Below are 25,113 nucleotides of genomic sequence, written 5' to 3'. Positions count from 1 at the left end.
GTCTTTGCTATTCCTGCTCTTTGTTCGTACAGTCATTTTTGGTTGCTTCTTCGTCTAACCAATCGAACAATTGATTCGCATACCCTCTTGAGCGGCTTTCCTGATCGGTGATGAGATCATCCACATACATATATCTGCCCAAAGCCAATGAATCACAAATTCTGTAGCCAGCTGTAGCTTTTGCTGCTCCATTCTCAACGATCACAATTAATTGGTATCCGTAATCCAGCTGCAGCTGCTTAATTTTGCTTAAATAGGTATCTTCAAGTAAGTGAGGGCGTAATTGAATCATCAATGGATAAGTTGCACGAATAGCTTCATCCGTATCTGCTATAAGAATAGACATGGTGTAATCTCCTTTGTGAACGTTTATGATCTTTTTATTAATTAGGAGAATGGTATAAAGAAATATCCAATTATGCTAGAATTCACTGGGCCAATTACAGCATATTGAATATGTCATTCAGCTGCATATAATAATCCTTTCTCTTTATTTGTTGGGGCTGATTGTATACAATAGTGGAGGTCAATTCGATCGTTCATTATAGAAATAGGAGAGTGTAAGGTTTTGTCATCTGGGATTTATGCATCCACTCCCGCAGTGTTCCGCAGCCGACTAGTGAAATTATTGCTTGTTGTAGTGGTTGCCGGTATGAGTCAAGGGTTGCTGCTGCCACTGCTGTCGATTCTGCTTGAGCGGTCCGGTGTCTCATCGGATATGAACGGCATGAATTCAGCTGCGCTTTATATTGGAGTTTTCTGTACGATGTTTTTTGTGGAGCGGCCCGTTGCTAGGTTTGGGTATAAAAAAGTAATTGTAGCGGGTATAGCCCTGGTTACCATTGCGGTGCTTCTGTTTCCTGTAAGTCAATCGCTTACTATCTGGTTTGTCCTGCGCTTACTCGTTGGTGTAGGAGATAGCACTCTGCATTATACGACGCAATTATGGATCGTTAGCTCAAGTCCCGCTGAGCAGAGAGGCCGTTATATTTCCTTATATGGAATGGCATATGGGGCTGGATTCAGTATTGGGCCTCTTGGCATTAATCTACTCTCGCTTGGCGATAAGGTACCGTTCTTAGTAACAGGTGCACTATTTGCTCTTGTGCTGCTTCTCATTATTAGAATGCCGAATGAAATGCCGGAGCGTATACACAAGAGTCAGAACAAGGAGAATCGCTTCATTACCACCTACCGTCTTGCATGGTTCGTACTTATACCAGGCTTCCTATATGGATTAATGGAGGCATCGATGAATAGCAATTTCCCGCTCTATGGGCTGCGCACGGGATTAAGCCAGCATTGGATTTCACTGCTGCTGCTTGCATTTGGTATAGGTGGTCTCATTCTACAGCTGCCACTTGGCATATGGAGTGACAAGATAGGGCGTAAGCCGATTCTAATTGCCTGTGGGCTATGCGGATCACTTGTCTTCTTCGCTATTCCGCTCGCCGAGGATCATGTCGCTCTATTATTCCTCTTATTTGCTCTTGGCGGAGGCTTAGTTGGTTCCTTCTATTCCTTAGGTCTTGCCTATGCGGCCGATATTCTGCCCCGCGGCATTCTTCCTGCTGCGAATGTGATTGCTTCCATTCATTTCAGCATCGGCAGTATTCTTGGGCCTACCTTAGGCGGCTTCGGCATTCGCTATGTATCCATTCATAGTATCTTTCTATTTCTTGGGATAGCCTTCTTCCTATTCGCGATACTCGGAGTGTTCTTCCGGCCAAGGCGGGAGGAAGCAGCTGCTGTCTCATAAGTCATCGTTCACTAGTATTAAACCTAACAAGCCCCCGAAGCTTATGCCTCGGGGGCTTGTTAGGTTTGGAGCAGCTATCGTCTACGGCTGGAGGCGCGGATTCGCAGCTCAGGCTGCAGCAGCTCCTTGCGGGTTATATGTTCATGTTCAGCAGCTGCTTGCTCGATACTGCCGATGCGCTCGAACAGCTGGCTGCAAGCGGTCACGCCAAGCTTGAACATGTCCAAGTCAATAGCCGTTAGCGCAGGTGTAAGATAGGGAGCAAGCGGATAATTATCGAAGGTAACGAATCCGACATCATCAGGAATGGAGAGTCCCCTTTCTTTGACAGCATTCATCGCGCCGAAGGCTGATAAGTTGTTGACACAAATCACAGCATCTGGCGGCTGATCACTATCAAGCAGACTAAGCATAGCCTGATAGCCTCCAGATTCGTCGGGTGCAGCATTGCGAATCCACTGCACGGAGGGCGTCGCGAACACTGAGCTGTAGCCTTCTATGCGTTTGCTTGAGATCGGTTCATCGGGCATTCCGCCAATAAAGGCGATGCGCTCGAAGCCTTCCTTCTGCAGATGCTCGGCTGCTAGCTTGCCGGCCAGCACATTATCGAAGTCTATCCATGCGATCTCTCGCTCGGAATCCTCCCAGCTGGGCTGTCCTAATATGACATAAGGGAAGCTGAGCTGCTCGAGCTGCTCAATCATAGGCTGCGTAATGAAGGACGTACTTATGAGAACGCCGTCCAGCTTCCGGTTCCATACATAACGATTCATGAAATCTGCATCATGTGAGGTACTGTTCGAGATGGTAAGCTCATAACCTCGAGAATAGGTAACGCTCTCGGCTCCGCTAATAATACTGAATGCGAATGGATTAATGAAATCTTTCTTATGATCGGCATCCATAATGAATCCGATCGTTAAGCTGCTCTGCCTAGCCAGCTGAGTTGCCATGCTGCTTGGTGTATAATTAAGCTCCTTCATGATCGATCTAATCTTTTCTTTCGTAGCTTCGGGAATCGTGGAGGCATTGTTCAACACTTTGGAAACGGTCGATTTGGACACGTTAGCCGCACGTGCAACATCGTTAATCGTTACTTTCATCGTTATAACTCCTTATATGAGCTCTATGGCTTAATCATAATGAACCCTCTAGGTTATGACAACTGTTCAATGCGTAATAAGCGAAGAGCCGTCATTTTTATGTTGATTTTATGAGTGCAATATGATAATTTCATTTTAGGAAACCGGTTTCCTAGAATTGTTTGCTTAATATCGTTTGTTGATCTATCCATCCAGTATCCGAGGAGAGCTGTTAATGAATATTCAAGCCTTGTATCATACGAGTGAGAGCCCTTATCTGAATGCGCTTTCGAATCATGTAGTGAAGATAAGACTTCGCGCACAAAAGGGTGATTTGGCCAGCTGTCTCATTCTGCACGCCGATCGTTATCTATCAACCGGGAATGAAGTTTCCCTTCGAATGAACAAAACTGCTTCGACTGAGCTGCATGATTATTATGAGGCCGAGATACAAAGTGATTGTAAGCGCATTCGATACGCTTTTCTTGTAACAGATCATGCCGGCAAGCAGTACTGGTTTGGCGAGCAGACGGTAAGTGAATGGCGTGATGCGGCAGGGGAGTTCCAGTGTCCAATGATTTCGGCGATGGATCGTGTTATTGCTCCTTCATGGATAGAGGATGCCATCGTGTATCAGATTTTCCCGGACCGATTCTATAATGGCGACAAGAGCAATGATCCGGATGGAACAGATGTGTGGGAGAACGGTGCCAACCCAACTCGAGAAACCTATTATGGCGGTGATCTCGAAGGGATTAGACAGAAGCTTCCCTATTTGCAGGAGCTCGGAATCACGCTGCTCTATATGACGCCTATTTTCGCATCGGACAGCAATCACAAGTATGATACGATTGATTATTACCGTATCGATCCGTCCTTCGGGGATACTGAGACGATGAGAATGCTGGTTAAGGAAGCACATGAATTAGGGATTCGTGTCATGCTGGATGCTGTGTTCAACCACTCTGGAGATCGTTTCTTCGCATTCCAGGATGTAATCGAGAAGGGAGAGCAGTCCGAATATGCGGATTGGTACCACATCCATGAATATCCGGTGAAGTGGCAGCCTGAGACGAATTATGAGACGTTCGGCAGAAACGTGAAGTCGATGCCGAAGCTGAATACGAGGAATGAAGCTCTAATTGCCTATTTGCTTGATGTTGCTGAATATTGGATTAGAGAGACCGATATCGATGGCTGGCGAATTGATGTAGCTAATGAAGTTGATCATGATTTCTGGCGGATCTTGCGCCGCAGAGTGAAGCAGGTGAAGCCAGATGCTCTGATCATTGGAGAGATCATGCATGATTCGGGACGTTGGCTCAAGGGAGAACAGTTCGATGGTGTAATGAATTATTTGCTGAGAGATGCCATGATCGAGTTTTTTGCTAACCAGACGATGGATGTCCAGCAATTCGCTTCGAGAATCGACCATGTACGTATGTCCTATTCCGATCAGGCTAATTACGCGATGTTCAACCTAATGGGCAGCCATGATACGAAAAGATTTATTACCGCCTGCCTCTCGTCCAAGTGGGGCAGGGGGAACCATAATGAGGTAGACAGACTCAAAATTGCTGCCTTCTATATGATTACATTCATCGGTATGCCGATGATTTATTACGGGGATGAGATTGGGATGTACGGTGGTGAAGATCCTGATTGCCGCAGAACGATGATCTGGGATAGGGATGAGAGCCAGTTAGAGATATTCCGGTTCTATCAGACGATGATTAGGCATCGCCAACAGCTTAGTGCTCTTCGTACTGGCAGCTATAAGCGTTGGTTCGAGGATACCGCGAACAATGTGCTTGGATATATCCGCAGTACGGATACGGAGTCGGTTGGCTGTATCATTAACTCCAGCCCAATGGAGAGAGAGCTGACACTCACAATTCCAAACGGCGAGACTACTTCTGAGAGGGAGCTTACTGAGCTGCTATCCGGTGATTCCATAACAGTAGGTAGCGATGGGACTTTCACTGTCCGACTGAAGCCTTATTCGGCATGGCTTCTGCCACTGAGATAAACAAGGGAACAGGCGGGTGGGCAGGTCAGCCACCTTTAATTTGACTGTTCTTGTATGCTTGATGATGATTTGGTATAAATTAACGTTACTACCATTCATCAGGAGGCGTTAAGATTGACAGCAGCTCATCCCTTTCCACAATTTCCAGAGTCTTATTGGGCAGATTCAACGACATTGCCCTCATTCCCTAAGCTAGAGCATGATATTAGTGCTGATGTTGTCGTAGTAGGCGGAGGGATAGCAGGCCTCACAACAGCTTATTTGCTCGTACAGGAAGGCTTCAAGGTCGTTCTACTCGAAGCAGGGAAGCTGCTGAATGGAACAACAGGGCATACGACAGCCAAAATCACAGCACAGCATGATTTGTTCTATGCAAATATGATTCACACTGCTGGTGAAGAGAAAGCGTCCCTCTATTATCAAGCGAATGCAGAGGCTTTTGCCTTCATCCAAGATACGCTGGACAAGCATAACATCGACAGCGGCTTCTCCTTACAGGATGCTTATATCTACACCAATGCGGCAGACTCGCTTCCCAAGCTGGAACAGGAGATGGAAGCTTATTCAAGATTAGGGATTAAGAGCTCTTATACCGAGCATATGCCATTGCATATACCGATGAAGGCGGCAATTGTCATGCATGATCAAGGGCAATTCCATCCTCTGCGTTATTTGTCCTCGCTGGTGGATGCATTCATTCAGGCGGGCGGGAGCATATATGAATACACGACAGCAGTTGATGTAGACTATGGCTCAGAGACGAAGGTTATCACAAGAGCAGGCCAGCAGATTGCTTGCAAGCATGTTGCCTCCTGTACACACTATCCCTTCTATGATGGGATGGGGTTTTATTTTGCAAGGATGCATGCGGATCGTTCCTATGTCCTTGGCATCCATGAGGAGCCTGATGCGTATCCGGGCGGCATGTATCTAAGTGCGGAGGAGCCGAAGCGCTCCATTCGCTGTGTAGAGACAGACGATCATTCGAAGCTTATACTCATTGGCGGACAGAGCCATAAGACAGGGCAAGGCATATGTACGTTCAATCATTATGAGGAGCTGAGGAGCTTTGCAGAGCAGCATTTTGCCATTCGAGATATCGCGTATCGCTGGTCCGCACAGGATCTGGTTACAGGAGATAAGATTCCATACATTGGACGTATCACGTCTTCCTCCCCTAACGTATATGTGGCTACAGGCTTCCATAAGTGGGGGATGACGAACGGGACGGCAGCCGCTATATTAATTAAGGATCTTATTTTAGATAAGAGCAATCCTTACGAGCAGCTATTCAGCCCTTCACGCTCGGTTACGATGACAGTGGTCAAAAATTTAATTGCAGACAATCTGGATGTCGCCAAGCATCTTATTGCAGGTAAGCTGGAGATGGTGTACCGTCAGCCAGAGGATCTAGCGAACGATGAAGGTGCTGTCGTAAGCATTCATGGCAAACGGGCTGGAGCATACAGGGATGATCAAGGGGAGCTGCATCTGGTCGATACAACCTGTACGCATCTTGGCTGCGAAGTGGAATGGAATAATGGGGATCGAACGTGGGACTGCCCTTGCCATGGCTCCAGGTTCGGCATAGATGGCGAGGTTATGGAAGGTCCCGCAGAAGATCCTTTGAAGCCAGTATCGCTATAGATTCTAATTAAGCCGGCTCCGGGAAACGGGAGTCGGCTTGTTGGTGTTGTCTTCATGCTGAATCGTCAAAGAAAGACAAAATACGCTATTTAAATCGGTTGTTGAACAGGTGGATAGGCTTCTATAATAGAGCTAGATGAATTATCGATAATTTGACAGGGGGTGGAATAAAGGACGTGGCTGCTTCGTAGATTTAATTATGCAAGCGTTTACTTTTTGCCAACTGGTATTATCGATAATCGATAATAGGAAATGGAGACGTGAGTCTATTGCAAGATATCCCGCTATTCTCCTCTGTCCATTCTATAAGCACCCATGTCTATGCCAATGTGAAGAAAGACATCCTTGCAGGGGAGCTGCAGCCAGGAACGCGCTTAATTGTACTTGATATTGCGAACAAATATAAGATCAGCCAGGCACCTGTACGGGAGGCGTTGGAACGCTTGAAGCAGGAGGGCTTGATTACGGGTATTCCCAATAAGGGCTCGGTCGTATCCAATATTACAGCCAAAGAAATCAAGGATTTGTTCGTGCTCAGAGAAATTATCGAGGGCTTTGCGGTTAAGGAATCCATGTCCCACATGACGGATGATGACTATGACTATTTAGAAAATATTATTGAGCAGATGGACCAGGCAGTGAAGCATAATCAGTTTCTCAGCATTCTGGAGCTGGACATGGATTTCCATGGCTTTTTCTATAGAAGATGCAACAATCAAGCTGTTCTTGCTCTATGGAATGACATGAAGACGAAGGTGATGCGATTCATGGCGATCTCTAATCGGCATTATACGACCGAGCTTCTGGCCGAGTGGCACATCATACTCATTGAAGCGCTGCGCTCAGGAGATCCGGAAGAGGCGGAGAGGGCTTTTGTCGATCATATGCATTCTTACAAAATTATTCATGTAGAGTAGTCTCATGCATCTCGTGTTGCCATCCTTTCAAAAAAGGGGAAATAGAGCATGCTGAATGAAGGCTTATTGTATCAAGCTGATGTCATTATGACCTGGATGAGAGATCGACTGCTGCGGGAGCTGGTGTCGGATGCAGGGGCTGGACGCTCGAATTTGAGAGAAAATCTGTCAAAGCTGAACATTAATCCCTATTACACCTACCCCACAGTTGCGTTAATAGAGCCGACGGTCACGTTCCATGATGAGCATGAGAGAATCGGGTATGTGGAGCAAATGCGAGATTATCTGCAGCAGTATATTCCCGATAACTGTGTTGTATTTGTTGATGAGGAAAGCCGCGTAGGGCTGTTGTTCTCTTGGGTCTCCAAAGAGACGATAGAGCGGCTGCAGGCCAACCTGCTCGAACGCTTCGCGCAGCCGGTTAATATTGGGGTAGGGAAGCCATGCAGCTATCTGCATGATGTTCGGCATTCCTACCAGCAGGCAATCCGTTCTCTGCACAATAAATTTTATAGAGGAACGGGGAAAATTATTTACTACAGCGAGCTTCGACTCTACGAGACGCTGAGTGAATATCCGGCGGACAAGGAGAAGGAATTATTCGATGTCTTCAAGGCGGCTGTATCCGAATTAGAGATTGATGAAGCGGTTCATGCCTTTTATAAGTGGGTGCTGAGAGACGGACCAATTGATGTTCATCATATGTATGAGCTTACTTTAAGGCTTCTGGTGGGCACGGAGAAGCGGGTGCTTGCAGAGGCCAGCAATGTGAACATGAATCATCGGTACGAAATTATGTCCATCTTGAAGATGGAGACGCTGGAGGAAATTATCCGGTATGTGAGTGGATTTCTTATTGATCTATGGAAGGTCGTATCCCCTCATCAGAAGGAAAGCCATCGGAGCATAATCAAAAAAACGATGTATTATATGGAGCAGGAATGCCAGCATGTATCGCTGCAAAGTGTTGCACAGAAGGTATATATGACACCGACCTACCTAAGTCTGCTGTTCAAGAATAACACCGGGAAGACGTTCATCGAGCATCTTACCGATATCCGTATAGATAAGGCGAAGGATATGCTCAGAAGCACGCATTACAAAAACTATGAGGTAGCGGAGAAGGTAGGGTATCAGGACCCGCGTTATTTCAGTCAGATTTTCAAGAAGCGGGTAGGTCTGTCTCCTAGTGAATATCGGGAATCCGTTGGCAAATAGAGGATAGAAATCATAAAGCGGCGATCGCTCCCTTGTTAGCTGAAGGGAAGGATCGCCGCTTTTGTATACGAATGCCTTAGAAATAAGAAATCAAAGCTAGAGACGAACATCATTCTGCGGCCCATTCTTCTCCGCTCTGTGAGCTTCATCCAGCTCGGATTGCCAGGTTAAGTGGCGGTATTCGGAGGCAGCCTCATCTTGATTGAACCAATCGATAAAGTCCTGCCACAGCGCGGTACCCCAAGAGGCATCGATCTGCGCGGTCGAATAGACGCCTTCCCTCAGACGGACGAATCCGAACACATCTCTGACCTGCGATTTCTCCGCTTGTACAACGGTCAGCTCTGCCAGATGAGGCGGAATGAAGATGACACCTGCTGGGGTACCTAGGACGACATCCCCTGGGAGACATATCGCCTTGCCAATACGGGTGGGCACGTTCATGCCGACCATCGTCACATCTGCAATAGCTGTCGGGTCACTGCCCCGATAGAAGACATTAATGTTATCGATCTCCGATACCTGCTGATTATCGCGAATGCCCCCCCAGATGACGGCGCCGCCTCTTTTCGTTCGGGTAGAGATCGCAGTAGACAGGTTGCCCCCAACATAAGTGCCTAAGTGGACTTTATCGAACATATCAACGACTACGACATCGTCTTCCCCTAGGGAATCAATCACCCATTGATTGAAAAACCCTCTGCGGTCCTCTTCCTCATGACCGTAACGCAGCAGTGTCTCATGCAGATCAGGGCGCTTGGGCACCATTACAGCTGTAACGGCACGTCCGACCATGACTTGATTCGGATGAATAATGCGGAAATCTCCTTCGAATTGAAAGGTGTAGCCCCGGTGCCATAATGGCCCCCATGCTTCTTCAAGCGTAATTTTTCTGATGCGTCGCAGAATATCTGCCGGTACCTTAGGCCTGCCATTCGGGTAACGTTCACCTTCCCAGAGCGGTGTAAGCTGTCTAATATCTTCAGGATTATCGAATTTCATCTTCGGGCACCTCTTTCAGATCATGTATTGGTCGGAGCTTCACTATCTCATTGCTTAAATCTATTGTTAGGGACAATTCAGGTTTTGTCGATGCGACGATCTTAAGCATTTTCTCCGTACACTATAATTTTTCCACCCACTAGAGATAACCCCTGTGCCAATCTTTTAGGGGAAGTAAAAAATCAAACCATTTCATAAATTCATCACCTTTAATCATGAAATCGCTTTCGTATAAAGTATGACTAAGCAATTAATGCTTTCACTCGATGAAAAGGGGAGGAGAATAATGGGTGACAGCTGAAACGTTAGCGAAGGTCGAGAATAGAAAGAAGCGTACCGTACGGAAGCGCAAGAATAGCCAAGCCACTCATTTGGCCGGATATCTCTTCATTTCTCCATGGCTAATTGGTTTCTTGCTACTTACGCTGTGGCCGATCGCACAGTCATTCTATTTATCTTTCACGGAATATTCGCTGCTTGAGGACCCCGTATGGACGGGAACAGACAACTATGCCAGAATCTTCACCGATGATTCGACGTTCACCAAATCACTGAGCGTAACCTTTCTATTCGTGCTGTTCTCTGTACCTCTGAAGCTGTTTTTCTCACTTATGGTAGCTCTTGCGCTTAACAAAAACCTGCGTGGGATGAACATCTACCGAACCGCGATTTATTTCCCGTCACTGATTGGCGGAAGCATTGCGGTAGCCGCCTTATGGCGTAATATGTTCGGACTGGACGGCTATATCAATCAAGTGCTTGCTTGGTTCGGCATCGAAGGAGTCGGCTGGATCTCCAATCCAGATACCTCTCTAGGCACACTCATTCTATTGAACACCTGGCAATTCGGATCGACAATGGTCATCTTTCTAGCAGGATTGAAGCAGGTTCCCCAAGAGCTCTATGAATCAGCATCTGTGGATGGAGCAGGCAAGGTTCGAAAGTTCATTAGCATTACATTGCCCATGCTGTCACCGGTTATGTTCTTCAATCTGGTGCTCGGCATTATCGGCTCCTTCCAGACCTTCACGTCCGCATTCATCATTACGAAGGGCGGCCCGATCAACTCGACCTATGTGTATGCGTTGTTCCTATATGAAAAAGCGTTCAAACATTATCAGATGGGCTATGCTTCCGCTTTGGCTTGGATATTGCTAGCTATCGTGGCTATTCTGACGATAATCAATTTCTTCGCTTCGCGCTATTGGGTGTTCTATGAATCGGATGGGGGGGAAACGAAATGAATGGGCTCCGCACGAAGCTAACGGACCATCTGTTCCTGTCGATCTTCTCCTTCATCATGATCTATCCTGTCATCTGGTGGGTAGGTGCTTCCTTGAAAAAAACCGAGGAGCTGAGCCTGCCGACGATATGGCCGTCCACCCCTATCTGGGAAAATTACAGCAGCGGCTGGAAGTTCTCCGGTGAATACACGTTCGCCCATTTCTTCGGAAACACGCTGCTGATGGAGCTTGGCAATGTGGCGGGCGGCGTATTGACTGCTGCTGTCGTCGCTTATGGCTTCGGGCGTCTACACTTCAAGTTCCAAGGCTTCTGGTTCTCGATTCTGCTCTTGACGATGATGCTGCCAGGGCAGGTAACGGTCGTACCGCAGTACATTCTGTTCAACAAATTAGGCTTTGTCGACAGCTATGTGCCGCTCGTATTGCCTCATTTCTTCGGTGGAGGGGCTTTTTTCATCTTCCTTCTCGTACAATTCATCCGCGGAATACCGCGGGATCTGGATGAAGCAGCCAAGATCGATGGAGCCTCCGTCTACGGCATCTTTCTTCGGATTATTTTTCCGCTGCTGAGACCTGCGCTTGTAACGGTAGCGATCTTCACCTTCATATGGAGCTGGGATGACTTCTTTGCTCAGGTGCTGTATCTGAGCTCCGTCGACAAGTTCACGGTAGGGCTTGCGCTGCGAATGTTCATTGATCAATTCGATATTCAGTGGGGGCAGCTGCTCGCGATGTCCCTGCTGTCGATAGTGCCGTCAGCCCTTATTTTCTTCCTGGCACAGAAGCATTTTGTCGAGGGCATCGCAACAACTGGGCTGAAGGGTTAACAGTATCACCACCAATTGATTAAGGGGATGGTATGGATGAAGAAACAACAGTTAAGAGGCTTGCTTGGCATGGTGCTGGCCCTCATGCTCGTCTTGTCGGCATGCAGCGGCGGGGGCGGGAATGGCAATGGCAATACCGAAGGTAATGCCGATGCAAATGGTGGAGATAACAAGGGGACGGGCGGCGGCAGCATTACGCTCAGTATGATGTGGTGGGGCACGGATGCACGCCATGAGGCAACGAAGCAAGCTCTGGATATCTACTCCCAGCAGAATGCGAATGTGAAATTCAAGCCTGAATTCATGGCATGGGATGCCTTCTGGCAGAAGCTTCCTACCCTTGCCGCTTCCAAATCCATTACGGATGTGCTCCAGATGGATGCGGCGTACATTCAGGAATATGTATCTCGCGGACAGCTGGAGGATCTGTCGGATATTGACCTCAGTGGAATTGTTGATCCGACCGTCATTGAGAATCTGAAAATTGACGGCAAATTATACGGCATTCCGCTCAGCCAGAATGCACAGGGTACAGCATTTAACAAGATTGAGCTTGAGGAATATGGCATACCACTGCCGCACAAAGACTGGACCTATGATGAATATTTCCAATGGGCAAGGGATGCGCGGGCGAAGCTTCCAGATGGCAAATACCCGATAGGCGATACAACAACATGGGATGCCTTCAATTATTATCAGACGGCAATGGGCAAGCCGCCAATCATGGCTGACGGAGGCAAAACCTTCACGCTTGATAAAGGGCTCTTCATGAAATTCTACGGTATCTATGAAGAATTCCGCACAGCAAAGATCGTTCCTCCAGCTGAGAAAGCGGCGGCATTCCTCGAGAATGACCCGCAGGCTGATCCTATGGCATCCGGTGTTGTTATGACTCGGGGAGCAACGACTGGCTCCGTTAGTGCGCTTGAGCAGCTCATGCCTGGCAAGGTCGGGGTTGTCAATCTACCGATAGGACCATCAGGCGGAGGCTGGGCACAATCGACGATCTTCCTGAGCGTGAGCGCGAATTCCAAGAATAAAGAGGAAGCGAAGAAATTCGTGAAATGGTTCATCACCGATAAAGAAGCGGGAAAAGCACTAGGACTCACCCGAGGCCTGCCGATTAACCCGGAAATCTATAAAGAGCTGGAGCCGACATTAGAGGCTAAGGATAAGCTTGGTAAAGAAATTTATGATCTCTCACTCGACAAAGCTTTGCCATTCTATGCTCCTGCAGCAGGCTTCTCGGAATGGGTGGATACGTACAAAAAAGAGATGGATGCGGTTACCTTCGGACAGCAATCCATTGAGGATGCCTTCAACAAAATCGATAAGCTAGGCAAAGAGCTGGCTGCCAAAGCAGCAGGCTAATACAGCACTTATTCAGGGGGAAGAAAATATGCAGCTAGCCGAATTTTTCACCTCACAGCCTGACCAATTATGGCCGCTTGCCAAGCAGATGAATGTCAATTACGCGGTTGGCGGGCTTCCTTGGGAAGAGAAGACAGATAAGCCCTGGGATCTGATGCCGCTTATTCGCATGAAGCAGCGGTTCGCCGACAATGGGTTAATGCTATCGGTTATTGAATCGATGCCTCCGAGCAATGAGATTAAGCTTGGAACAGCGGGACGTGACGAGGAGATCGAGCGGTTCCAACGATTTATTGAGAATATGGGGGCGGCAGGGATTCCTGTCCTATGCTACAACTTCATGGCACAATTCAACTGGTTCCGCACTTCTACGACAACACGCACGCGTGGGGGAGCGCTTGTATCGAGCTATGATCACAGTCTCATGAAGGATGCTCCGCTCACAGAGGCAGGGATAGTGACAGAGGAGCAGCTGTGGGAAAATCTGCAATATTTCATGGAGCGTATCGTGCCGGTTGCGGAGAAAGCGCGAGTGAAGCTTGCGTTACATCCGGATGATCCACCGATTTCGCCGATACGAGGAGTGTCGCGTATTCTGCGGAACGCGGATGCTCTGCAGCGTGCCATAGAGCTGGTGCCCAGCCCTTACAATGGGATTACGCTATGCCAAGGGACGCTCGCGACAGCAGGTGATCATATCCCATCCGTTATCCGCCGGTTCGCCGAGCAGGATAAGCTATTCTTCGTTCATTTCCGTGACGTACGGGGGACACCAGAGAAATTCGAGGAGACCTTCCACGACGATGGGAAGACCAACATGCTAGAGGCGATGAGAACCTATTACGAGGTTGGGTTCAGCGGTCCGGCGAGACCCGATCATGTACCAACGATGGAAGGCGAGCGCAACGATAATCCGGGCTATGAGCTGCTTGGCAGGCTGTACGGAGTCGGATATATTCGAGGACTGATGGAGGCCGCATCGCAAGGGATGTAGGGTAGGAGCTTGGCTACACAGACTATGGTATCTAAGACCATAAGGAAAAAATAACAGTAACAGCAGAACTTCATTACCCAACAAGGAAAAACAGCAGTAGTGGGTGGGTTTTGTGTTAATAGGGACTACATGAGTGAAATGGAAAGAAATAAAGGCAGTAGCTAAAGAAAAAAAGTAAGCTAAGTACACCATTCACTAGTATTGAAATGCTGAAATGGGGCTGATTTAAAAGGTCAAATATGACCTTTTAAGTCAGCCTCTTTTGTGCTGTGTTCACTCTAAGGTAGCTGGGTACTAACTATTGTTAGTACTAGACGCTAAGTCCGGCAAAGCTGATCATATAGAGTGTAACCACAATTTACTACTAGTGAGGTGTGCGATGAATCATTCCGTCTATATAACCAGTATGGGGAAGTTTCTTCCTGGGTCACCGATAGGCAATGATGAAATAGAGGATTATCTTGGTCGAATCAATGGAAAAGGCTCGAAGCTGAAACGCCGCATTCTGGAGCAGAATCAGATTCAATATCGGCATTATGCGATAGATAAGGAGCAGAAGAGCCAATACACGAATGCTGAGATGGCTTCGCTAGCTATTCATGATGCATTAGAGCGGAATGCGGAGTCGCTTGATGATCAAGTCGGCTTTCTCGCAGCAGCTACAACGCAAGGTGACCTGCTCGTTCCCGGCTTCGCCAGTATGGTTCATGCGGAGAGCCGTCTGCCTGTCATGGAAATCGCCACCCATCACGGTGTCTGTGCAAGCGGTATGCAAGCCCTTAAGAATGCCTATCTCCATGTGCAATCCGGTGAGCATACTACGGCAGTTGCTTGTGCCAGTGAATTCCCTAGCCGTGCATTCAAGCATACTCGCTTCGAAGCGCAATCGGCTTATGAAGCTAGCCCGGTGCCCTTCGATACGGATTTCCTCCGTTTCATGCTGTCAGACGGCGCCGGTGCGGCTGTCTTGCAGAGCAAACCCTCCACGAGCGGCATGTCACTTCGAATTGAATGGATTGACAATCAGTCTTACGCGAACAAATACGATGTCTGTATGTATGCGGGATTGAATAAGGACAATGAGCAGGCTGCCTCTTGGCTGGACTATGGTTCTATACATGAGGCGGCAGATGCTGGAGCTGTTAATCTGAAGCAGGATATTCGTCTCGTTAATGAAATGCCGAAGGTTGGAGTTAACCGCTTCTTCGAGCTGGTAGAGGAAGGGCGAATCAATCCCTCGGCAATCGATTGGATGGTCTGTCACTACTCTTCTCATTTTTTCCGTGATGAGATATTCCGGCTGCTGCAGCTGGGAGGGATGACTATTCCAGAGGACAAATGGTTCACGAATCTGTATACCAAAGGAAATACAGGTGCAGCATCCATCTACATTATGCTCGAGGAGCTGCTGAATGAAGGACAGCTCTCGCCAGGTGAGCAGATCCTATGCATGGTACCGGAGAGTGGCAGATTTCAAACCTCTTATATGCTGTGTACCGTCGAAGGTCCCGCAGACGAAGGAAAGAGAGAGCTCGGAGCTTTCATGGAGCGCCTGCCTACAGCGCCACATCTGGAATATGATGAGGCTAATGCTGTACAAGAGCAGCTAGTGAGACAGCTTGTTCAGGTATGGATTGATTTTGAGCAAAAGCTGGCGCATGTTCCCATTATTCATAAGCTGTATCATCACAAATTCACTCTCGCTGATTATAAACGGCTGATGGAGAATCTCCGGCAGCAGGTCATCGACGGCTCTCAGTGGATTGCGCGTGCGGCTTCCTATATTGCAATTGAACACATCGAGCTCCGTTCCACCTTTATCGCACATGCGCGCGATGAGCATCGAGACTTTCAAATATTAGAGCGGAATTATGTTGCTGTTGGCGGTGATCTGGCTGCTATTCAGGCAGGGGAGAAGAATATCGGCAGTGAGGCGCTGTCGGCTTATTTATTCCAACGGGCAAGCCGTGACAACCCGTACGATCTGATAGGGGCGATGTGGATTATCGAAGGACTTGGCTGCAGGATGGCACGATATTGGGGTGAAATGATACGTGATCAGCTGGGGCTAGATGATGAGAAGGTCTCGTTCCTGTTATATCATAGCGATTCGGATGAAAAGCATTTTGAGCGTCTGGAGACGGTTGTTCAGCATCCGATGCTTACAGCGGACATTGCAGCACGAATAGTCAAGACGGCCAAAACGACGGCACGGCTATATCTTCTGCAATTAGAGGAGCTGGGCAACGTATGAGTGAAGCTGATTATTTCAATAACATGCCGCATGACAAGAATGATCCGAATCCTTTTCTCGCGATTTATATGGACCAGAGCATTCCATTCAATGAGGAAGCCAAAGCCGTGTATCTCAAGGACTGCTCGAGCAAGACGCGGCAATTCCTGCTTCCGCTGCTGAGACCTTTCGCAAGATTGCTCATTATCGTGCTGCAAATCTACAAAAGTATCATTCCGAAGGCATTTACCTCATCCAAAGCGCTGCATTGCGTGCTCTACTGGGGGATGAAGACGTTCGTCAGCCCGGGCGCCAACTATATGATCCTCAGACATTTCTATCTTGGCTCTGAGGTGCTGCAATTTATTCGAGACAACGTGCCGGGTGTACAGGTGACGATGAATCCGCTTAAGCCGACTAATCTAGAGCCTGTGAAGGATGATTTGTTCCTCATACATGATCTGAACTTGTATAATTTCGTCATTAATCTGAATACGGAGCTTCGTGATAAAAAGCTGGAGGTAACGAAACGGGACTGGCTTAACTTCGATGCGATTACGTCATCCAGAATACCCATTGAGCAAATGCCGAAGCGTTGGACGAACTTTCTCGATCTAACGACTGCCATCGAATGCTTCACGCCTATCTATCAATTATTCTTGACGGATACCGACTTCTGGCGGGCTACTAATTCCCTTCAGCTAGATGAAACGGTAGGCATTCTAGCCTCCAAAATCATTGGCAGCAACGATCGGCTTGCGCTTATTAACAACAAGCATCCGATGGTGCCGCTCACTACACTCCGAGCAGGATTTCGGTTAGTGCTGCATGGTCTTGCTACAGAGCAGCTTCATGCTCTGCTGGTTGAATTGAAGGAGAAGCAGAGGCAGTCTGCTTCTCGGGATCAGCATAATAGAGCCTATTACAATTAATAAAAGAAACCTCTCCATGGTTGGCGGGCGATGGCGCTCCATACCTACAAGGAGAGGTTTTTTTTGAGATATATAGATTACGTTGTGCCTGCTAGCTCCACAAACGGTCATTCGAGCGGTAGTGGTTCCAGTCGTCAGTCGATTCCCATAGGCCAGGAATGTCAGGATGGAGATGCTCGGCGAGAACCTCGTCATTCAGGTCATCAATGCCAAGTCCCGGCGCATCCGACATGGTGATAAAACCATTCTGCACGAGCTTCTTCGGCAGCTTGCTGCTGATAATGATATCGTCCCACCACGGTACCTCGCAGGAGTGATATTCTAGTGCGAGGAAGTTCTCGGTAGCTGCGGCTACATGTGCTGCGGCCAGGCAGGCAATAGGGCTCTCCGCCATATGAATAGCCATTGCTACTCCGTAATCCTGCGCCATATCGCCGATTTTCTTCGTTTCCAGAATACCGCCAGATGTTAGGACATCCGGATGAATGACAGAGACGCCGCCCGCTGCTAGAAGGGGCTTGAAGTTTTCTTTCAGATAAATATCCTCGCCTGTGCAGATAGGGGTCGCAACAGCCTGCGATAGCTTGACGTATTGCTCCGTGTATTGCCACGGAAGCATATCCTCCATCCAAGCCAAGTTGAATTTCTCCACACGTCGTCCGAGCTTAATGCAATTCTCCAATCCAATATGGCCGAAATGATCGATCGCAAGAGGAACCTGATAGCCGATCACGCCACGTACGTCTGCGACATACTGCTCCAGCATATCAAGCCCTTTCTCTGTCACTTGAATGCCGGTGAATGGGTGAGGGATATTGTAAATATCGTAATGTCGGTTCGTTATCTCCCTGATCTCATCATCCGTCATGCTGTCGTAATTCTGATTATATCGATTGCGGGATTTCTCTCTCATTTCCTCGAGGAAGCCTAAGGGAGCGCTTAGTGTGCCGGGCTCATTAATAATCTGGCCGATGCCAAGATCCATCTTCAGGAACGTGAAGCCTGCGTCCATTCGCTTCTTGAGCGCTTCGCCCATCGCTGTTCCGGTATCCTTGCCAACAACCTCGGTATCGCAATACATCCGGATTTTGTCCCGGAATTTACCGCCAAGCATTTGATAGATAGGTACGCCATAAGCTTTTCCAGCTAGATCCCATAAGGCAATCTCCAGTCCGCTAACCCCGCCGCCTTGACGGGCATGGCCGCCAAATTGCTTGATTCTGCGGAATATTTTATCAATATTGCAGGGGTTCTCGCCAAGCAGCCTTCCTTTGAGAAGCTGTGCATATCGTTTATCCGCCCCGTCTCGAACCTCTCCGAATCCGACCAGACCTTGGTTCGTGTACACTTTAATTAAGCTGCTATGGAAAGGGCCTCCAACGATATCCGTAAAGCGGATATCTGTAATACGCAACTGAGACGGATTGGAATGTGTATTCACATGCGCTAGCGTTTCTTCATAGGATTGTTCATTAATCATATGATTCACTCCTTATTTTTCCGAATTTGGTTGAACCCAATAGTAATAACAGGCTTACAGCAGCATGCTGGCACCATCCAGCCGGATAGCCGCACCTGTCATGAATTCGCTCTTGTCTGAAGCAATGAAGCAGACAAGCTGAGCCACATCCTGAGGCTTACCTACACGGCCGAGGGGGAATTTTGTGCGAATATCACGCTTGATGTGCTTGCGTTTCTCTAATTCCTCGACCGATATAATCGGTTTGGAGTCTCGAGCCGACTGAATACCAACATGGATTTGCCCTGGTTCAATTGTGTTGACCGTAATGCCATACTTTGCGAGCTCAATGGCGCTTTCTCTGCCCAGCATACGAATGCCGCCTTTAGTCATCGAGTAGATGACGTCGAAGTCGGTCGGACGTTTGCTATGCACAGAGGAGATATTAATGATTCTGCCGCCGCGCTGCTGTTCTTTCATATAGGGAAGCACAGCCTGCATACACTGCCAGTAGCCTTTGAGATTGACATGCATCATCCGGTCGAATGACGCTTCATCATGCTCGAAAAAGCCGTAATTCAGCTGAAGAGCGGCATTATTCACAAGAATGTCGATGCCCCCGTAATAATCAGCTGCTTCCTTCACCATTCGCTCGATTTCCTGCTTGCTCGCAACGTTGGCCTGAACGATGAAGGCTTTGCCGCCAGCAGCTTCGATCTGCCGCTTCGTTTCCTGCGCACCAGCATCGCTCTGATTATAATGAATGACGACATTGGCGCCTCGCTTGGCTAGTTCAATGGAGATTCCTTGACCGATACCAGTACCAGCGCCGGTAACGAGAGCTATTTTGCCTGCTATACTGCTCATCGCAATCCTCCTCGCCTGCGGTTACGGCCGCTTCATTTTGAAATCCATATAATGCAGCAGAAAGCCGCCATCCAATCTGATATCCGCACCATTCAGGTGACGTGCCTCATCTGAAGAGAGATAGAGTGCGAGGCTTGCTAGATCTTCAACATCGACTAAAACGGTATTAGGAACTTTGTACTCGTAATGATCATATAGAGTGGAGATCTCGCTATGGAACCGTTCATGATCCCCCGAGAGGGGGCCAAGCTCAATAGTATTGACTGTAATGCCTGAGCGACCCAAGACGAGAGCTGCTTCCTTGGCCAGCATCTTCACCGCTCCTTTGGAGGAGCTGTATGCCCAAGACGAGCCTGTCGGCTTCTCAGCATGAATGGAAGAAACATAAATAATCGAGCCTGACTGCACAGCTGCCATCTGTCTGCCTGCAGCTTGTGTGCATAGAAAGGCAGATTTGGCGTTCCTATTTAGTATGTCTAGGAAGTCTTCTTCTGTGCAGCCTTCAACGGATACGGCTTGCAGATAGTCATTGTTGTGAATCAGTACGGACACGGCTCCGATGTGAGCTTCTGCCTGCTCTAGCATCGCAGCGAGCTCACGGCTGCTGCACAAGTCGGTATTCGTTAGGAATACTTGAGACTCTGCGATTAGACGCAGCTCCTCTTGGATGTCTTCGCCATCCGAGACGCTGTTCACTAGAAGCTTCGCGCCATTCTCGGCACAACGACGTATGAGGGCTTTGCCGGACAGGCTGTCGGCATCCGTTATAAAGACGACCTTGTTATGAAGTTTCATAGTTTCATAGATCCCCTCCAACTGTAGCAGCTGCAATTAGCACAACAAACAATATATCTTCATCTTAATGATTGCAGCCTATCTATGACGATGCCGTAAATTTATGATTTTGTTTGTTTTTTCACGACTATGGGAGTAAGGCTTAGGAGGTTGGCGCAGCGATGCTGTTAAGACAAGACCATTCACTAAGCGACTAGCGGAAATGGCATTGCTTATACTGTTGGAAATGACCGTTTTTTGCGGGGAGTACAGTTGGAGAGCAATAGCGCAACGAGGTTCACCAACAGCGAAAGTAATTTCGCTACTGGTGGCCGAATGGGGTGAATGCTTGGATATAGCGAACGCAATTACTGTAATAGCGAAAGCAGCTGCGCGAGTAGAGTAATTGGTTATTCTACAGGGATGAGCAGGCAGATAGTGTGGAGCAATAGCGAAACGAGGTTCACCAACAGCGAAAGTGATTTCGCTATTGGTAGCCGAATGGGGTGAATGCTCGGATATAGCGAACGCAATTACTGTAATAGCGAAAGCAGCTGCGCGAGTAGAGTAATTGGTTATTCTACAGGGATGAGCAGGCAGATAGTGTGGAGCAATAGTGCAACGAGGTTCACCAACAGCGAAAGTAATTTCGCTATTCGTGGCTGCATGGTGCGAATGCTCGGAAACAGCGAAAGCATTTTCCGTATTAGCGAAAGTAGATGCGCGAGTAGAGTAATTGGTTACTTTACAGGGATGAGCAGGCAGATAGTGTGGAGCAATAGCGCAACGAGGTTCACCAACAGCGAAAGTGATTTCGCTATTGGTGGCCGAATGGCGTGAATGAGAGATGGACTCTACATGCACGAAGCTAAGCTTCTGCTTGACGTTTTTTGAGTAAGCGGACTACTCATTAATCTCCACCAGGCTGTACGCTGTTGTTGTTCTAGATGTAAGCAGAATCGTATACGTATTCCTAATAGAGGTAAGAGGGGGGACGACAATTGGCCGGTACAAAGTACATCAAGCTCATAGGAATGGTTGTCGGTGTAGCGGCTCTCAATATTGTGGTGTTCTCGCCTGGATTTCTTGGAGTAGGCTTTGGCGGGAGCGCACTCTCGGCGGCGTTCGGGGTTACGTTCCTGCTTGCCAATGTGCTTGTACTCCTATATGGGAGCTATTTTGTGCTAGTCGATCCTCCCGTCGCTAGACCGGTTATTCCATTGAAGTCGCATGAGGACTACGTAGAGGCGCTAATGCGATATAGACGTGTAAAGGGGCTTGAGCATGACATCGCACTGGCCGCGGAGCAGATGGAGCGGTTGTTGAGAAAAAGAGAGCTTTTATTCCAAGTCCTCGATCAGCGATTTGATAGGACCGAATTAAGCTACAAGAAGTTTGCTTCTGTCATCGGTGAGGTCAGCAAGCTCTTTTATCTGAATGTGAGGGGAATTGTGAACAGGCTTGGCATATTCGATGAGTCAGAGTTCAGAAGAGTGATGTCTGCCAAGTCAACAGCATTGTCCAAACAGCTGCTTCAAGAGAAAACAGATTTATATAACGAGCATCTCTCCTATATCAAAGGCTCTTTGGCTTCTAATGAGGAGATATTGTTGAAGCTGGATAAGCTCCTGCTCGAAATATCTCGCCTGGACAACTTGGAGCCGGGAGATATTGAGAATATGACTTGTATGCAAGAAATAGACTTATTAATTAAGCAGACCAAATTTTATAAACAGTGAGAGGTGCAGAGAATGGCAAAGAGGGGGAGATTTGTCTTAGTATCTGGTGTCATCTTAGTATTCGTATTCGCCATTGTTTATGTAGGAATCACTCTAACGTCTAACCTAGGCAAGACCACTACACAGGTTGCTTCGGAGGATGCAGGCAAGCGACTTAGCAAGCTGTATGCTCAAATTTCCGTTAAGACAGAGCCCCCCGTGAAGGGACAGATTGACCTTGATCCCATTGATGTTGCCGAGTCCCTACCGGATATATCTAAATTCCCAATATCGGTTGAGAACACGACACCCCAATATGCAGAAATCTTCTCCTCCACGGAGAAATCAGGTACAGGTGTGGACGGCTGGTTGACGGAGGTTGCGGCTGCGTTCAATCAAGCGAATATCGTCATTAATGGCGAACCTGTCTCTGTGAAGCTCCGCAATATCGCCTCCGGCACAGCAGCAGATTATATAAAATCCGGCAAATATGTGCCCGATGCCTACACACCCTCTAATGAGCTATGGGGAGAGATGGTGAAGGCGAGCGGGGTGAAGACTGAGCTTATAGCGAAGCGTCTCGTCGGGAATGTACCTGGTATCGTGATCGCGAGCGCCAAGTACGATGAGCTTATAGAGAAATTTGGATCAGTGAATGTGAAGACTGTGACGGAGACGATAGCGGGCAACGAGTTCTCGATGGGGTATACGGATCCGTTCGCGAGCTCGACGGGATTGAATTTTCTTATAACAGCGCTGAATACGTTCGACAGCACGAATATTTTGGGAGAAACAGCCGTTCAAGGGTTCGAAAAATTCCAAGCCAATGTACCTTTCATTGCCTCTACAACGATTCAAATGCGAGATGCAGCGAAGTCCGGGATGCTTGACGGATTTGTTCTGGAGTACCAAACCTACGTGAATGCCGCTGACCTCAAAGGGTCTTATGTATTCACTCCATTCGGTGTTAGACATGACAGTCCGCTATATGCATTAGGAGATGTGCCGGAATATAAGCTGGACATCATCAAGAGATTCGCTGAGTTCGTCCAGCAAGCGGAGTATCAGAGCTTAGCGAAGGACAAAGGGTTCAATAATCTGGAGGATTACCAATCGGAGCTTGGAGAGGTTGAGGGCAGTCTACTATCTTCGGCACAGAAGCTGTGGAAGGAGAAGAAGAACGGCAGTAAGCCGATTGCGGCTGTGTTCGTCACCGATGTGTCAGGTAGTATGGCAGGCGAGCCGCTGAATCGGTTGAAAGAGTCCTTATTGAAGGGTCAAAAATACTTGGGAAGAGATAACAGCATCGGACTTGTCTCTTATTCAAGTGGTGTTACAATCAATCTCCCTATTGGGAAGTACGATACGAACCAGCAGTCCATGTTCGTAGGGACGGTCAACAGTCTTCAAGCAAGCGGGGGAACGGCTACCTTCGACGGAATCGTCGTCGCGCTCAAAATGCTGGAGGATGAGCTTGCGCTTAATGCTAACGTTCAGCCAGTTATTTTTGTGCTAAGTGATGGGGAGACGAATGAAGGTTATTCGCTGGATGATATTAAGGGGCTCATTGAGACCTACAACGTTCCTATCTATACGATCGGCTATAATGCCAATATTAAGGCGCTTGAGAGTATATCGAGCATTAATGAGGCGGCTAGTATTAATGCAGATACAGATGATGTGGTCTACAAAATCGGCAACCTGTTCAATGTTCAAATGTAGCTTATCCGAAAGGGGAATAAATAACGATGTCATTCTCAATGGAAGTGGTAAGTCCCGATGAGATCAAGGCGGTAATTGAACTAGAGGCTAAGCCTGTTCCTGAGGAAGTTGCGAAGCTGAGGGAGGCTGCGGAATCGAATGTGGCGATGATTATGGAGCTGGATATCGATTCATTGGACAAAAGGAAAGAGATTTTGCAATCGATTGATACGTTCGGTCTGAATACGATGAGATCATCCTCAGATAAAAATGCGCTGTTACAGGTTTCGGTAGGAAATCTTGCGAAGACGGGTGACGAGGGTGGTCAAGTGGCGAAGGGGCTCGCTGATCTACATATTCAGCTGAAGGATCTGGACCCAAGCGCAGTCGATTTTGCCAAAGGAGGGCTGCTAGGCAAGCTGTTCAATCCACTCCGTGCGTACTTCCTTAAGTATCAAAAAGCAGATGCCGTCATTGCGGATATAGTCCTTTCATTAGATAAAGGCAAGACGACACTTCGGAACGATAATACGACACTGGATATCGAGCAGCAGGCGCTTCGGGATCTAACGAAAAGATTGCAGAAGGAAATTCAGCTCGGCGTATTGATGGACGAATCAATTGAAGCACAGATAACGGCGGCACAGTATCGCAATGAAGATCCTGACAAGGTTCGATTCATTACCGAGGAGGTGCTGTTCCCCCTGCGTCAGCGGGTGATGGATCTGCAGCAGATGCTGGTCGTCAACCAGCAGGGGATTATGGCGATCGAAGTGGTGATGAGGAACAACAAGGAACTGATTCGTGGAGTTGATCGGGCCAAAAATGTGACGATCTCAGCGCTCAAAATTTCGGTTACGGTAGCAAGCGCACTGTACAATCAGAAGATCGTTCTGAGGAAAATCGAACTCCTCAATCAGACCACCAACGAGCTGATTGCCGGCACGTCTAGAATGCTGAAGAACCAAGGTGCAGATATTCATAAGCAATCGCTCGAAGCAAGCATTTCGGTAGATACGCTGAAGGTAGCTTTTACCGATGTGCTGTCGGCACTTGATTCCATTAGCACCTATAAGCAGGAAGCACTGCCCAAGATGCGTGATACGATTAATCAGTTCCGTGAATTAGCAGAGGAAGGCGAGCAGCAGATTCAGCGGCTGGAGAAGGGGCATAAGCTGGGCTTGTAGGATGTGAAGAGCTGCATCATGCGGGAGTGGACGTTCATAGGGGCGCAGCTTGCGTGTGATGCGGTGTACATACAAATCTCCTATGATGTTTTTATTTTTGGATATATAATACAAAATGATACAAATAACTACAGAATCCTACAAGTCCATTC

At 47.9% G+C, this 25,113-nt stretch carries 20 protein-coding genes; 14 read left to right on the top strand and 6 right to left on the bottom strand.

Translation table 11 applies throughout. The annotated features are described in order from the left end of the window. Positions 1-7 precede the first annotated feature (7 nt). Positions 8-346, bottom strand: a complete 339-nt coding sequence (locus tag AC6ESP_RS20325; protein WP_497098563.1) for a GNAT family N-acetyltransferase — start codon at positions 344-346, stop codon at positions 8-10. 222 nt (positions 347-568) lie between these two features. Here AC6ESP_RS20325 and AC6ESP_RS20320 point away from each other — a divergent pair, with 222 nt between their 5' ends. Beyond that, positions 569-1,759, top strand: a complete 1,191-nt coding sequence (locus AC6ESP_RS20320) for an MFS transporter (RefSeq protein WP_497098562.1) — start codon at positions 569-571, stop codon at positions 1,757-1,759. Between the two features lie 74 nt (positions 1,760-1,833). Here the strand turns inward: AC6ESP_RS20320 and AC6ESP_RS20315 are convergent, their stop codons facing one another. Continuing rightward, positions 1,834-2,862 carry a LacI family DNA-binding transcriptional regulator gene (locus AC6ESP_RS20315; protein ID WP_497098561.1) on the bottom strand — a complete coding sequence of 343 codons (1,029 nt, stop codon included), beginning with the start codon at positions 2,860-2,862 and terminating at the stop codon, positions 1,834-1,836. 214 nt (positions 2,863-3,076) lie between these two features. Between AC6ESP_RS20315 and AC6ESP_RS20310 the strand changes: the two genes are divergently transcribed. From AC6ESP_RS20310 to AC6ESP_RS20295, 4 genes are all read left to right on the top strand, one after another. Continuing rightward, entirely contained in the window at positions 3,077-4,870 is a 1,794-nt protein-coding gene (locus AC6ESP_RS20310) for a glycoside hydrolase family 13 protein (RefSeq protein WP_497098560.1), read from the top strand. A 114-nt stretch (positions 4,871-4,984) separates the two neighbouring features. Continuing rightward, positions 4,985-6,517, top strand: coding sequence for an FAD-dependent oxidoreductase (locus AC6ESP_RS20305; RefSeq protein WP_497098559.1), 1,533 nt, complete (start codon positions 4,985-4,987; stop codon positions 6,515-6,517). Between the two features lie 260 nt (positions 6,518-6,777). Continuing rightward, positions 6,778-7,434 carry a GntR family transcriptional regulator gene (locus AC6ESP_RS20300; RefSeq protein ID WP_497098558.1) on the top strand — a complete coding sequence of 219 codons (657 nt, stop codon included), beginning with the start codon at positions 6,778-6,780 and terminating at the stop codon, positions 7,432-7,434. A gap of 48 nt (positions 7,435-7,482) precedes the next feature. After that, the gene (locus tag AC6ESP_RS20295) at positions 7,483-8,652 is read left to right on the top strand and encodes a helix-turn-helix domain-containing protein (protein ID WP_497098557.1); all 1,170 of its coding nucleotides are present in this window, start codon (positions 7,483-7,485) and stop codon (positions 8,650-8,652) included. Positions 8,653-8,748: 96 nt separating this feature from the next. Here AC6ESP_RS20295 and AC6ESP_RS20290 read toward each other — a convergent pair whose 3' ends face one another. Beyond that, entirely contained in the window at positions 8,749-9,654 is a 906-nt protein-coding gene (locus AC6ESP_RS20290; RefSeq protein WP_497098556.1) for an RraA family protein, read from the bottom strand. A gap of 371 nt (positions 9,655-10,025) precedes the next feature. Between AC6ESP_RS20290 and AC6ESP_RS20285 the strand changes: the two genes are divergently transcribed. From AC6ESP_RS20285 to AC6ESP_RS20260, 6 genes are all read left to right on the top strand, one after another. After that, positions 10,026-10,898 carry a carbohydrate ABC transporter permease gene (locus AC6ESP_RS20285; protein WP_497098578.1) on the top strand — a complete coding sequence of 291 codons (873 nt, stop codon included), beginning with the start codon at positions 10,026-10,028 and terminating at the stop codon, positions 10,896-10,898. Further along, positions 10,895-11,725, top strand: a complete 831-nt coding sequence (locus tag AC6ESP_RS20280; protein ID WP_497098555.1) for a carbohydrate ABC transporter permease — start codon at positions 10,895-10,897, stop codon at positions 11,723-11,725. Before AC6ESP_RS20285 ends, AC6ESP_RS20280 begins: the two co-directional genes overlap by 4 nt. 36 nt (positions 11,726-11,761) lie before the next feature. Then, on the top strand, positions 11,762-13,096 hold the full coding sequence (locus AC6ESP_RS20275) for an ABC transporter substrate-binding protein (RefSeq protein ID WP_497098554.1): 1,335 nt from the start codon (positions 11,762-11,764) through the stop codon (positions 13,094-13,096). A 28-nt stretch (positions 13,097-13,124) separates the two neighbouring features. Beyond that, on the top strand, positions 13,125-14,090 hold the full coding sequence (locus AC6ESP_RS20270) for a mannonate dehydratase (protein WP_497098553.1): 966 nt from the start codon (positions 13,125-13,127) through the stop codon (positions 14,088-14,090). Between the two features lie 379 nt (positions 14,091-14,469). Beyond that, positions 14,470-16,344: a 3-oxoacyl-[acyl-carrier-protein] synthase III C-terminal domain-containing protein gene (locus tag AC6ESP_RS20265; RefSeq protein WP_497098552.1), complete on the top strand. Its 1,875-nt coding sequence runs from the start codon at positions 14,470-14,472 to the stop codon at positions 16,342-16,344. Continuing rightward, positions 16,341-17,255, top strand: a complete 915-nt coding sequence (locus tag AC6ESP_RS20260; protein WP_497098551.1) for a DUF6999 family protein — start codon at positions 16,341-16,343, stop codon at positions 17,253-17,255. The genes AC6ESP_RS20265 and AC6ESP_RS20260 overlap by 4 nt, the downstream gene beginning before the upstream one ends. Before the next feature lie 91 nt (positions 17,256-17,346). On the opposite strand, the gene AC6ESP_RS20255 is transcribed toward AC6ESP_RS20260, so the two are convergent. The 3 genes from AC6ESP_RS20255 to AC6ESP_RS20245 are packed head-to-tail and all read right to left on the bottom strand — an operon-like array spanning position 17,347 to position 20,376. Beyond that, positions 17,347-18,735 (bottom strand): mandelate racemase/muconate lactonizing enzyme family protein, encoded by a 1,389-nt coding sequence (locus AC6ESP_RS20255; protein ID WP_497098550.1) that lies wholly within the window; start codon positions 18,733-18,735, stop codon positions 17,347-17,349. Between the two features lie 54 nt (positions 18,736-18,789). Continuing rightward, positions 18,790-19,581: an SDR family NAD(P)-dependent oxidoreductase gene (locus AC6ESP_RS20250; protein ID WP_497098549.1), complete on the bottom strand. Its 792-nt coding sequence runs from the start codon at positions 19,579-19,581 to the stop codon at positions 18,790-18,792. Between the two features lie 21 nt (positions 19,582-19,602). Next, positions 19,603-20,376 (bottom strand): SDR family NAD(P)-dependent oxidoreductase, encoded by a 774-nt coding sequence (locus AC6ESP_RS20245; RefSeq protein ID WP_497098548.1) that lies wholly within the window; start codon positions 20,374-20,376, stop codon positions 19,603-19,605. A 980-nt stretch (positions 20,377-21,356) separates the two neighbouring features. Between AC6ESP_RS20245 and AC6ESP_RS20240 the strand changes: the two genes are divergently transcribed. Genes AC6ESP_RS20240 through AC6ESP_RS20230 form a run of 3 tightly spaced genes read left to right on the top strand, consistent with a single transcriptional unit; the run spans position 21,357 to position 24,961 of the window. After that, positions 21,357-22,094, top strand: coding sequence for a hypothetical protein (locus tag AC6ESP_RS20240; RefSeq protein WP_497098547.1), 738 nt, complete (start codon positions 21,357-21,359; stop codon positions 22,092-22,094). Positions 22,095-22,106: 12 nt separating this feature from the next. Beyond that, positions 22,107-23,795: a vWA domain-containing protein gene (locus tag AC6ESP_RS20235; RefSeq protein WP_497098546.1), complete on the top strand. Its 1,689-nt coding sequence runs from the start codon at positions 22,107-22,109 to the stop codon at positions 23,793-23,795. A gap of 26 nt (positions 23,796-23,821) precedes the next feature. Beyond that, complete coding sequence (locus tag AC6ESP_RS20230) at positions 23,822-24,961, top strand: toxic anion resistance protein (protein WP_497098545.1); 1,140 nt, start codon at positions 23,822-23,824, stop codon at positions 24,959-24,961. The last annotated feature ends 152 nt before the right edge of the window (positions 24,962-25,113 follow it).

It is taken from the genome of Paenibacillus xinjiangensis (assembly GCF_059686975.1).
The sequence above is the reverse complement of the archived record's forward strand: the minus strand, read 5'-3'. Positions and strand labels throughout refer to the sequence as shown.

Excerpts from the sequence above, each read along its gene's own strand:
- AC6ESP_RS20325 (WP_497098563.1), bottom strand. The coding sequence starts at position 346 with ATGTCTATTCTTATAGCAGATACGGATGAAGCTATTCGTGCAACTTAT.
- AC6ESP_RS20315 (WP_497098561.1), bottom strand. The coding sequence starts at position 2,862 with ATGAAAGTAACGATTAACGATGTTGCACGTGCGGCTAACGTGTCCAAA.
- AC6ESP_RS20310 (WP_497098560.1), top strand. The coding sequence starts at position 3,077 with ATGAATATTCAAGCCTTGTATCATACGAGTGAGAGCCCTTATCTGAAT.
- AC6ESP_RS20295 (WP_497098557.1), top strand. The coding sequence starts at position 7,483 with ATGCTGAATGAAGGCTTATTGTATCAAGCTGATGTCATTATGACCTGG.
- AC6ESP_RS20290 (WP_497098556.1), bottom strand. The coding sequence starts at position 9,654 with ATGAAATTCGATAATCCTGAAGATATTAGACAGCTTACACCGCTCTGG.
- AC6ESP_RS20280 (WP_497098555.1), top strand. The coding sequence starts at position 10,895 with ATGAATGGGCTCCGCACGAAGCTAACGGACCATCTGTTCCTGTCGATC.
- AC6ESP_RS20275 (WP_497098554.1), top strand. The coding sequence starts at position 11,762 with ATGAAGAAACAACAGTTAAGAGGCTTGCTTGGCATGGTGCTGGCCCTC.
- AC6ESP_RS20270 (WP_497098553.1), top strand. The coding sequence starts at position 13,125 with ATGCAGCTAGCCGAATTTTTCACCTCACAGCCTGACCAATTATGGCCG.
- AC6ESP_RS20265 (WP_497098552.1), top strand. The coding sequence starts at position 14,470 with ATGAATCATTCCGTCTATATAACCAGTATGGGGAAGTTTCTTCCTGGG.
- AC6ESP_RS20260 (WP_497098551.1), top strand. The coding sequence starts at position 16,341 with ATGAGTGAAGCTGATTATTTCAATAACATGCCGCATGACAAGAATGAT.
- AC6ESP_RS20255 (WP_497098550.1), bottom strand. The coding sequence starts at position 18,735 with ATGATTAATGAACAATCCTATGAAGAAACGCTAGCGCATGTGAATACA.
- AC6ESP_RS20250 (WP_497098549.1), bottom strand. The coding sequence starts at position 19,581 with ATGAGCAGTATAGCAGGCAAAATAGCTCTCGTTACCGGCGCTGGTACT.
- AC6ESP_RS20245 (WP_497098548.1), bottom strand. The coding sequence starts at position 20,376 with ATGAAACTTCATAACAAGGTCGTCTTTATAACGGATGCCGACAGCCTG.
- AC6ESP_RS20235 (WP_497098546.1), top strand. The coding sequence starts at position 22,107 with ATGGCAAAGAGGGGGAGATTTGTCTTAGTATCTGGTGTCATCTTAGTA.
- AC6ESP_RS20230 (WP_497098545.1), top strand. The coding sequence starts at position 23,822 with ATGTCATTCTCAATGGAAGTGGTAAGTCCCGATGAGATCAAGGCGGTA.